The following is a 10,288-nucleotide window of genomic DNA, read 5'->3' as shown; positions in this document are numbered from 1 at the left end:
TCTTCTGAATAAATCTTTCGGGGCCCTAAACGCTTTCCGCTTTTTATCATCTTTAAAATGGGTTTAAAACGGTCAACCTATATCAGGGAGTGACATTAGGCGCTTTTTTACTTATTAGTGTAATGGTGTAGTGGAATAGTAGTGAAGCGTGAATGGTGAAGCGTGAGTCGTGAATCGTTGTCTGTTAACGGTTTTCAGTGAATAGTGAATTGTGAAGCGTGAATGGTGAAGCGTGAGTCGTTTTCTGTTAACAGTTATCGGTTTTCTGTTTTCAGTGAGTCGTGATTTGTGAGTCGGTTATTCGGCTATTTGTTGATTCGATTATTCGTGTAATGGTGTAGTGGAATAGTAGTATAGTGGTAGATCTCGGTTGTAGGTAACTGGTTGACTGGTGTTGAAGAGGTGTTGTCGGTTGTCTGTTCTCAGTGAGTCGTGAGTCGGTTATTCGGCTATTTGTGGTTTCGATTATTCGTGTAATGGTGTAGTGGAATAGTAGTGAGTCGTGAATCGTTGCCTATGATGTATTATCTGTTCATGGTTTTGTTGTGTTCAAATACCTTATTAAATCTTGACTTCATTTGAGCTAAAATAAATTGAATGCAACTCGGTATTCGTTTTTGATGGGTATAAAAAATCCCTGTGGTGAGGAGGCGTGTTTTGTTTTATTTATTGACTGCTTAATTATGATACTTAATGGGTTTTGCGGGAATGCCTACGGCGGTGCAATTGGGTGGTATTGATTTTGTGACTGCAGATCCTGCACCGATGATTGAATTTGTCCCTATGGTCAAATTTTGCAAAGTTTGACTACCTATACCTAGCTCGACATTCTCTTTAATAACTGTAAAGCCACCTAAGCTAACACTAGGAGACAAACTAGCAAATTTGCCTATTATGCAATTATGGCCTATTGCACAATTCATATTCATCACAACATAGTCATCAATTTGGGTTGCATAATTAATCGTACAACCTGGGTAAATTATAACCCCTTTTCCTATTTTCACATTATTTGAAATCCATGCTTTTGTTGAAATTAAGCTTGGGAAATTATTGTAGCCTTTAGTTATTAATTTCGAAATGATTTTTCTTTTTATTTTCGGAAAGGCAATTCCAACAACAACCATTATATCTTTTGGATATTTTGTAATTGTATTGATATTACCAACCACTTTTGCATCACAAAAATTTCGTCCTATTTTAGACTTATCATCGTCTAAAAATAAAACTTCAATATCTTCTTTAAAATATAGGTTTAGATTGGAAGCGATATGTCCTCCCACACTACCTGCGCCTATGATGATAAGTTGATTTTGTACTGATTTCATATTTTAATTCGTTCCATCAAAAGGTTGCATCGGTCTGGCTTCTGATTGGTTCACGCCTTCGCTTTTTACAACTTTCAATACTGTTAAGTATAATATTTTAATGTCTAAACCTATTGATATTCTATCGACATATTCCACATCCAATTCAAATTTTCTAGTCCAGCTGATGCTATTTCTTCCATTCACTTGCGCCCAACCTGTAATGCCTGGCCTTACTTCATGTCTTCTCAATTGGGTTTTGGAAAACAACGGAATATATTTAAATAATAATGGTCGTGGGCCGACTAAACTCATGTCTCCTTTCAAAACATTGATCAGTTGTGGCAATTCATCGATAGACAATTTACGGATCACTTTTCCTAAGCTGGTTATACGTTTCACATCTGGTAGCAAATTACCGTCTTTATCTTTTTCATCGGTCATGGTTTTGAACTTGATGATTTGAAAAGCTTTTTGATCTTTGCCTGGTCGTGTTTGAAAAAAGAAAGGTGTCCCTTTGTTTTGGAGCGTCAATAGAATTGCAACAATCAACAATACAGGACTCAATATCAATACACCTAACAATGCTGCTGTAAAATCGATTAAAGGCTTTAAAATGTTCTTATAAGAATTCTTCATTTAATTCTTTAAAACCTTGTTTACTATAAAAGGCTTTTTTCCTGATTTAAAAGCATCGATAAAAGTAACAAAACTAATATGTAGCTTAATTTTTTTACCAAACTCATTTATTAAATGGCTACGTAGATCATTAAACTGGTTTGGATTAGCTTTAGTTTGAATTTTTAGATTTATCTCTGTTAAAGATTCTTGAACAAACTGAAACCTTTCAACTTTATCCTGAAAAGGAAACATCAGCATATTGATATGACCATATGATAGTTTTCTGCCTTCTGAATCTATAAGACTATCTACAATTCTCCCATTTAATGATTTTAATACTCTACCATTTTTCCCGCATTTACAGTTTAATTTACTAATTTCTGCTAAATCACCTATTTCATAACGAATAAGAGGAAATGCATAATTATATAAATCTGTAATAATTAAACGACCTACACCAGGTTTTTCTAAAGGTATATCTTTTTCTAAGTCAAAGACTTCAATATGGTAGTCAACATCATTAAGGTGAAAGCTATTTTCTTCACTGCATTCGTGAGCTAGTACGCCAAACTCTAGGGAAGAATATCTACTTAAGACTTTACAACCAAATATATTTTGTGCTAATTCCCTTGTATATTCATCTAGCGGTTCACCGGTTGAGATTATTCCTTTTAATCTAAAATCTTTAGGTGTAAGTTTAAGTTGCTGACAATATGAAGCAATTTCACGTATTACTGAAGGATAGCCAATATAAAATTTAACATTTTTATCAACAATTATCTTTTTGAAAGCTATTAAAAAATGCTTGTCAATTTTTGAAGGATCTATCAAATATTCATTCTGCAGGAATAGTTTTAACTTACTTTTGTATGAGCCTATCGCATTTAAAGCGTGCTTCATACCAACTTCATAACCAGCCCATTTATTAAAGAATATCAATTCCGCTTGCCTGATATCTTTTTTTTGTTGACTATAAAAAAACCTCAGTGGCGAGCCTGTTGAACCACTTGTACTTCCAGTATATAACTTTGATTTCTCAAAGTTTTTTGAGATAAATTTTTCATAGTTTTCCTTTATATGCTCTTTTTTTAAGACGGGTATCTCATCAAAATTTTTATATTTAGCGTAAGATGTATAAAAGCTTGAATTAGTTACTGCATATCTTAATAATGCATTAAGTTTATCGTTTTTATGGTTATTAAAATTAGACGAATTGTAGTAACTTTTTAACTCTTCAACTTTAGAGAAAATACGACCTTTGTTAAGTAGTTTATCCTTAGATTTTAAAATATAGTTTCTCATTTTCTGATTAGTTCTGCCATTTTCTGAGACCAATTTCAGCAAGTTTCCTTGCTAGTTTAGCTCTATAGATTAAGTATGTATATTTTATTTTATTGATTAAATTATTATCATATTCATAAAAAATAGGCATTAATTTGGATTTCCTTCTATTTATTTTAAAATAATTAGCATACTCTTTATCAGTGAAATGACTTAAATTTTGGTTTTGCCTGACGTTATTTGGACTATAAGAACTTTGGTACTTTAAATTGTACTCTTTATTAATACCTACACCTTTGAAGTGGTGAATTTTTATTTCTTTTGTTTTTATGTTAAAATCGATAACTTGTGAGTATTGTGACCATTCAGGAAATACAACCTTTCCATTCATATAGGTTCCGTTAGGAAAATAAAAATTACCAATCCCATAAGCAATTGTTTTCCCCTTATATTTTTCAATTGGTTGAATACAATGCGAATGACAACCTACAACTAAATCTACACCGACATCAACAAGCTTATGACTAAACTTTCTGTAAGAAGGAAATGGTAATACTTCAAGATCAAAACTCCAATGAAAATAAGCTATTAAAACAGATTCTGGATACTTAGATTTAATCTTCTTCGCTTCCTGAATTATTTTATTTTCTTGTATTTCATTAATATAGATACCTCTGTCTGCCGGATTTTTTTGATGATAAAGCAAAAAACTCCAACAGGAATTATGAAGAAAAACTTGTTTACCATCTTCCCACCAAGAAACCCATGAACTTTTAGTATTCAAATTTTGATCTGTTGAACCAACTGTTTGTATATTCTTAGCCTTTAAACTTTTAAGTGTTTTATCGTAGTTGTTTGGTATATCTAAGGTATGATTATTCGCAAGACAGGTTACTTTAGTTTGATTTGATGCCAATACATCAACAACAGAACTATGGTTGTATATTACTACCTCAGTATCTAGTTCTGAACGGGTATCTGAAAGCAAACCCTCAAGGTTAAACACTTTAGCTTTCCCCTTAAATAAAGCTTCATTTTTATCAAAAAAGCTTTGTAACTTATTTGAATGAAATTCATTTGGAACAGCTAAATCACCAAATATAAGCATTACTTTGAGTATATTTTATTTATACCTGACCAGACATTTAATTGATTAAAATTCTGAGCCCATTTTTCACCTTCTACCCCAAGTAATTGTCTTTCTTTTTGATTATAGACAAGATGATTCAACATGTTGTATAGACTTGTTTTGTCTTTAGTTTTAAATATATATCCATTTACATTTAGATTTACAGCATCTACGCAGCCCGTTGCATCACTCACCACAACAGGTAACCCCATAGCGGCCGCTTGAATAGGCACATTCGGAAATCCTTCGCGCCAAGATGGTAGGACAAAAATATCAAATAAAGACATATACAAAGGCACATTATCTTGAAAAGGAATCAACACAATACCTTGATGGTTCTGAATATAATCATCAAATTTAGGATCACATTTTCGATGCCCCATCATAATCAGTCGTATATCTTTATTCTTTTTATATAACTTATCAAATACTTCTACCAATTCATAAGCGCCCTTGTGTAAACTTACTCGGCCAACAAAGCCAATACATAATTTATTTTGAAGTTGATATTTTTCTATAAGTTTATTTCTATCAGACTCGCTAATTGCGTCTCTGTTAAATGCGGATACATCTACACCATTACTACTCCCCAAGCCAATTAAATTCGATTTTTTTGGATTTTCTAATCCGTTTTGTTTGGCTTTTTCTTTTAATGATTTACTTACATAAATGACCTCATGTGCACACCAAACTGTGAGCTTTTCCATCATTAGGAGTATTTTACGTTTAAAGCCCATTTCTGTTTCAAAGCGATGACCTCTACAGGTATATACTCTCTTTTTGACTCCTAACAATTTAGCAGCCAACATTCCTAAAAGGGCTATTTTAGGTGTGCCTAGATTTACTATATCAGGTTTTACTTTTTTAAAATGTTTGATAATTTGAAATAATGCTTTGATGTCTTTTAGCGGATGAATATCGGCCATTAAACTTTTTACAGGTAGATGCGTTATGCCTTCTTTTTGACAAAAAATAGGTTCTTTGAAATGGTCTTGAGATATTAAATAGACTTCATAGCCAAGATCTTTAAAATATTTTGCCTGACCATCTAATAAACGAGAACTACCACCTACCGTAACCCCTAAAATAAGTTTTTTACGCATTAAAATTACTTTTATACCATTTTTGAAACGTGAACAACTGCCATAATTTAGACGAATGATTCTCTTTATTCGACATGTGTTCTTGTATAAGTTGATGGATATAATTTTTATTAAACAAGTTTTGCTCTTCAATGAATGAATCTTCTAGCAATTCTAGTAATTCTGATTTTAATTCATTCTGAAACCACAAACGAATGGGAATTCCAAAGCCCTTTTTACTGAAACTCATTGTTTCTTCAGGAAGTAGGTCAGCAAAAGTTTCTTTTAAAATTCGTTTTTTGTTGATGCCTTTGATTTTGAACTCGTGGGGTAATTGAAAGGAAAAGTTGACAATTTTAGAATCTAAAAAAGGGACACGAGCTTCTAAGGAATTGATCATACATGCTCGATCTACTTTTGTCAACATATCGCCTTCCAAGACTAATTTAACATCACTATAAAATGTTTGCAAGAGCTCATCTTGTTCCCCTAAGTTCTTAAAATGACTGAGGATATCATCTGAAATCTCAGCATTCAACTCTTTTGTCAAGAGCTGCTTTTTATACGTAGGTGAAAAGCCCAATGATGCTAATTTTAAATAGCGTTCTTCGGGTGAAACCTCCGCTGACTGGATGACTTTCTTGATTTTTCTGAGTGTATGGTTAGTTGCGTTGGTGTGTGGAATTTTATTAACGCCCCACTTCAACATATTTTGCATCACCTTAGGGTAGGTTTTGTACTTATCAGCATAATGTTTACCCAAGTATTTTTCATAGCCTCCAAATAACTCATCAGCACAATCGCCCGTCAGAACGACTGTTACCTTTTCTTTGGCTTTTTTGGCTACCATCATCGAAGGGATGGCGGATGAATCACCAAAGGGTTCATCAAAATAGTTGAGCGTATCGTCAACGACTGCTAACAAATCTTCATGTCCTAATACATGTAGCGTATGCTCTGCGCCAATGTGTTTGGCAACTAAGGCAGCCCTTTCACTCTCATCATAGGCTTTTTCTTTGAAGCCAATAGAAAATGTCTTAATAGGTGTCTTGGACACTTTTGCCATGATAGCAGACACAATACTGGAATCGATGCCACCACTTAAAAACGAGCCTAAAGGAACGTCTGAAATCATTCGCTTTTCTATTGATTCAAATAAAAGTTGACGCAGTTGAGCTTTGGCTTGCTCATAATCTGAGTTTTGTTTTGATCTCCCAGACTTAACCACAGCTTTTAAATTATAATAGTTGTTTATGGAAACTCTTTCTTCTAAATCAACGACCATGTATTCTCCAGCCCCGAGCTTAGATACACTTTCATAAATTGTAAAAGGTGCTGGAATGTATGACAAGCTAAAAAATAAGTTCAAGCCTTTTTTACTGATGGCTTTTATATCGGCAAAGGGTTTTAAAGCTTTTAACTCCGAGGCAAAATAGACTCCTTTTTCATTTTTTATGTAATACAATGGTTTTTCTCCATAGCGATCTCGAGCTATCAAGAGTTTTTTTATGTTGTAATCCCAAAGCGCAAAGGCAAACATACCTTCCAGCTTTTCTAAACAGCCTTCAAAACCCCAAGCCTGATAAGCTTTTAGAATCACTTCGGTATCACTTGTGGTCGTGAATTCAAAGTTCAAATCTTGGAGTTCCTGCTTAATTTTTAAGAAGTTATAAATCTCTCCGTTAAACACTAAGACTTGCTGGCCATCGGCACTATGCATGGGTTGAGCACCAGATTCCAAATCAATAATAGAAAGCCTGCGATGCCCTAAACCTACAGGGCTTGAATAATAATAGCCTGAAGCATCAGGACCGCGTTGAGTTAAACAACTGGTGGTCTGTTTGAGCTCAGCTTGAGATGATTGTTTAGAAATAAAACCGAAAATTCCACACATTATTTATTATATTTTAATACTCGAGCAAAACCAAATAATATACCGAATAAAAAAAATGGGGTAAGTTTTTGTTTTAAAAAAAAATACTTCATTACATTTTCAAATTTTGATTTCATTTTGTTTTTTATTAAAAACTCTATAAGGCTTTCATTATTAAACATATTGGTCATAAAATATATTTTAGTTTCAAAAGGTATTTTTTGAGTTTTTGAAATATGCATAGGAACAACCTTAAAAAACCAAGTTGAAAAAATTTTAGATAAAAATCTATTTTGAATTTCTGTATTATCTGAAAAGAAATTAGAAAGTAGTTCAAAGTTTTTTATGTGATTGATAACAATATCTTTATCGAACTTATTTTTATTTCCAAATATAATCCGATAGTTATAGAGTGGTTTGTTGATGGAAACTATTGATTTTGTTTTAGCATATAATTTAATTACAAACGTAAAATCCTGTCCTCTTTTTTTTCTATCGAAATAAATATTGCTCTTAATTATAAGTGATCGTTTTATAATCTTATCCCAAACTGCTAAACCACAACCATAAAGCATGTTTTGAGCCAATAAGTCTTTATTATCTTGAAGTTTATCAGTTTCTTCACTTTTCGGGTTTTGTGATCTGAGAAACTTTCCTTTCTCACTTATTTTATTGTAACCAAAAAGTATAATATCATAATCTTTATGAATAAAGCGAAATAAGTCTTGAAATAAATTTTTATCAATAAAATCATCTGCGTCTAAAAAATATACATAATTTCCGGTCGCTTGATTAATGCCATAATTTCTTGCCATACCTACACCACTATTTTTTAATCTAAAAAGTTTAATTCTTAGGTTTGAGCTAGCATATTCTTGACAAATATTTCCAGACCCATCTGTCGATCCGTCATCAATAATTATAATTTCAACATTTTTATAACTCTGCCTTAGTATCGACTCAATACATTCTGAAACATATTTTTCTACATTATAGACTGGCACAATAACCGAAATTAATGGCTTATTTTGCATTAATAAATTGTTTGATTCTTTCAATTATTACCTTTTGATTTAATTTAATTTTTATTTGTTGAGCATTCTCACCAAGTGTATGCCTTTTATTGGCATTTTTGATCAAGTCATCCATAGCTATTGCTAAAGCTCTTATATCTCCTTCAGGGACAATCACTCCATTTTTATTATCAGTAATCATGTCTCTAGGACCAGCTATAAAATCAAACGCAACACAACAGCAACCTGCCGCCATTGCTTCAGCAAGGGCGTTTGGAAAGCCTTCGCTTCGTGATGGGATTACAAACAAACCTGCTTTTGCATAAACAGGATCTATGTTTTTGACTTTTCCTAAAAATTTCACTCTATCGCTAATACCTAGTTTTGAGGCTTGTTGTTTAAGCGCTTCTCCATTTTCATCACCGCCAGCTATATGTAGCTCCCAGGTTTGATTATTTAGTAATGTAAAGGCTTCCAACAATAAATCGAAGCCTTTCAAATAATCATTTAATCGTCCTACGGCAAGAATATGATACTCCCGTTGAATTTCCGGGAACACTTCTATGCTACGAAGAATATTTGGTATCACTTTTACCTCAGATTTTTTAAAATATTTCTTTTGATAATCTGCCGCAATCTGAGTCTGTGCTATTACCCCTTGAGGTGGGTTAATTTCATAAGCTACCTTATTGATGATATTAAACGGAAATTTCCAATGAAATAATGGGCTTGAACGTTCTGATAAATAAAAAGGGATATCTATACCCTTAAGAGCTAATGCTACAAGTGCACCGTATAACTTATTGAAGACTATAACAGAATCAGGTTTATACGCCTTCACTTCTTTTCTAATCCAAGAAATTGATTTCATAAAGGATAGGCTAGTTATGTTAAATCCTTCAGGCTCAATTAATTTAATCTTTGGGTTTAGTTTAAAGAAGTGTTCTTTTTTGAATAAGCTCAGAAAAATCACTTCACAATTTTGGTCATGAAGACCATTCGCTGTGTTTACAGAGGCACGCTCCATACCACCCATAGACAATGCAGGTGCTATAAAAAACACTTTAGGTTTAGTTTTCATTGATAAACCTAGCTATAATCTGCGATTTATATTTTTCATCCTGGACATCATCTACTATTCTACCTTCTTTAGCTTCACTTGTATATTTCCCTGGTATTTTAATTTTTTCCGTTGCCCCTCTTAAAAACCATTCATATTCCACATCTAAATTTCCTATGTCTATAGCTTGGAAACCTTGCAATGCCAATTCGTAACACAATGGTTTTGCTGTTGGCCCCATAGCCAGTAAAACCAGGTTGTTCTTATCTTGTTGCGATGCAAAATTTAATAAGTTATCAAATTGATCGAAGGCATTCTGCGCTGGCCCTAACGCCCGTTTTATAGAGTTTGCATTATTAAATAAATCATTCCCAACACCTAAACGACTTTTTTCTCCTTCAATTAATAAAATATCTCGTTTATTCCAAATGGAACGCACTTTTTTAAACCATGCACTGGAATGAGAGGTGTCTTGATAATCCATATACAATCTTGTCATACTTGCATTATAGTATTGTTTTGATGGATTTAAGTACTTTCTCACCCCAGGGTAGGTCCAAGAAATAATTGCTCTCCACGTCGTTTTGCTATCAGATTTTAAATTGCTAAGCGAATAGAAACCTACAGGTAAGCCAATCAAAATATGTTTATGGTCTGAATTTAGCAATTCGATAAAATAGTTTCTTAATCTCGTATCTTGTTTTTGAAAAGGTAATGAACGTTTTTCTGACACATATAGTAATTCTCCATCCCCAAAACGGCATATTGAACATTGATCAGCTAAGATTTTATCTATAGTTTCAGGAATACTTTTGATTTTCGGGAGCGGGTATAATTTGATAATCAGCGGGTAGATCGAACTTAATAAATGTTTGAATGCCTTACGTGGGTATTTAAAAAACGAGCCGTATTGTAAGTTCAT

9 protein-coding genes are annotated in these 10,288 nt (G+C 33.0%); all 9 read right to left on the bottom strand.

Features of this window, described 5'->3' with window-relative positions; translation table 11 throughout:
- Nucleotides 1-677: 677 nt before the first annotated feature.
- From BUB82_RS06060 to BUB82_RS06020, 9 genes are read right to left on the bottom strand one after another with little or no spacing between them, the layout of a single operon-like run.
- Nucleotides 678-1,328 carry a NeuD/PglB/VioB family sugar acetyltransferase gene (locus tag BUB82_RS06060; protein ID WP_073192711.1) on the bottom strand — a complete coding sequence of 217 codons (651 nt, stop codon included), beginning with the start codon at nucleotides 1,326-1,328 and terminating at the stop codon, nucleotides 678-680.
- 3 nt (nucleotides 1,329-1,331) lie between these two features.
- Complete coding sequence (locus BUB82_RS06055) at nucleotides 1,332-1,946, bottom strand: sugar transferase (protein WP_073192710.1); 615 nt, start codon at nucleotides 1,944-1,946, stop codon at nucleotides 1,332-1,334.
- A complete protein-coding gene (locus BUB82_RS06050; RefSeq protein WP_143185653.1) occupies nucleotides 1,947-3,230 on the bottom strand; it encodes a phenylacetate--CoA ligase family protein in 1,284 nt (427 codons plus the stop codon).
- Between the two features lie 7 nt (nucleotides 3,231-3,237).
- Nucleotides 3,238-4,317 carry a CapA family protein gene (locus BUB82_RS06045; RefSeq protein WP_073192708.1) on the bottom strand — a complete coding sequence of 360 codons (1,080 nt, stop codon included), beginning with the start codon at nucleotides 4,315-4,317 and terminating at the stop codon, nucleotides 3,238-3,240.
- A complete protein-coding gene (locus BUB82_RS06040; protein WP_073192707.1) occupies nucleotides 4,317-5,441 on the bottom strand; it encodes a glycosyltransferase family 4 protein in 1,125 nt (374 codons plus the stop codon). Before BUB82_RS06040 ends, BUB82_RS06045 begins: the two co-directional genes overlap by 1 nt.
- Complete coding sequence (asnB, locus tag BUB82_RS06035) at nucleotides 5,434-7,314, bottom strand: asparagine synthase (glutamine-hydrolyzing) (protein WP_073192706.1); 1,881 nt, start codon at nucleotides 7,312-7,314, stop codon at nucleotides 5,434-5,436. Before asnB ends, BUB82_RS06040 begins: the two co-directional genes overlap by 8 nt.
- A complete protein-coding gene (locus BUB82_RS06030) occupies nucleotides 7,314-8,351 on the bottom strand; it encodes a glycosyltransferase family 2 protein (protein WP_073192705.1) in 1,038 nt (345 codons plus the stop codon). Before BUB82_RS06030 ends, asnB begins: the two co-directional genes overlap by 1 nt.
- Nucleotides 8,317-9,387 (bottom strand): glycosyltransferase, encoded by a 1,071-nt coding sequence (locus BUB82_RS06025; protein ID WP_073192704.1) that lies wholly within the window; start codon nucleotides 9,385-9,387, stop codon nucleotides 8,317-8,319. The genes BUB82_RS06030 and BUB82_RS06025 overlap by 35 nt, the downstream gene beginning before the upstream one ends.
- Nucleotides 9,377-10,288 carry a GT-D fold domain-containing glycosyltransferase gene (locus BUB82_RS06020; RefSeq protein ID WP_073192703.1) on the bottom strand — a complete coding sequence of 304 codons (912 nt, stop codon included), beginning with the start codon at nucleotides 10,286-10,288 and terminating at the stop codon, nucleotides 9,377-9,379. Before BUB82_RS06020 ends, BUB82_RS06025 begins: the two co-directional genes overlap by 11 nt.

It is taken from the genome of Psychroflexus salarius (assembly GCF_900129035.1).
GTDB classification, from domain to species: domain Bacteria; phylum Bacteroidota; class Bacteroidia; order Flavobacteriales; family Flavobacteriaceae; genus Psychroflexus; species Psychroflexus salarius.
Note: the sequence above shows the minus strand (reverse complement) of the source record. Positions and strands in the feature narration are given on the sequence as shown.

Excerpts from the sequence above, each read along its gene's own strand:
- BUB82_RS06060 (WP_073192711.1), bottom strand. The coding sequence starts at position 1,328 with ATGAAATCAGTACAAAATCAACTTATCATCATAGGCGCAGGTAGTGTG.
- BUB82_RS06055 (WP_073192710.1), bottom strand. The coding sequence starts at position 1,946 with ATGAAGAATTCTTATAAGAACATTTTAAAGCCTTTAATCGATTTTACA.
- BUB82_RS06050 (WP_143185653.1), bottom strand. The coding sequence starts at position 3,230 with ATGAGAAACTATATTTTAAAATCTAAGGATAAACTACTTAACAAAGGT.
- BUB82_RS06045 (WP_073192708.1), bottom strand. The coding sequence starts at position 4,317 with ATGCTTATATTTGGTGATTTAGCTGTTCCAAATGAATTTCATTCAAAT.
- BUB82_RS06040 (WP_073192707.1), bottom strand. The coding sequence starts at position 5,441 with ATGCGTAAAAAACTTATTTTAGGGGTTACGGTAGGTGGTAGTTCTCGT.
- asnB (WP_073192706.1), bottom strand. The coding sequence starts at position 7,314 with ATGTGTGGAATTTTCGGTTTTATTTCTAAACAATCATCTCAAGCTGAG.
- BUB82_RS06025 (WP_073192704.1), bottom strand. The coding sequence starts at position 9,387 with ATGAAAACTAAACCTAAAGTGTTTTTTATAGCACCTGCATTGTCTATG.
- BUB82_RS06020 (WP_073192703.1), bottom strand. The coding sequence starts at position 10,288 with ATGAACTTACAATACGGCTCGTTTTTTAAATACCCACGTAAGGCATTC.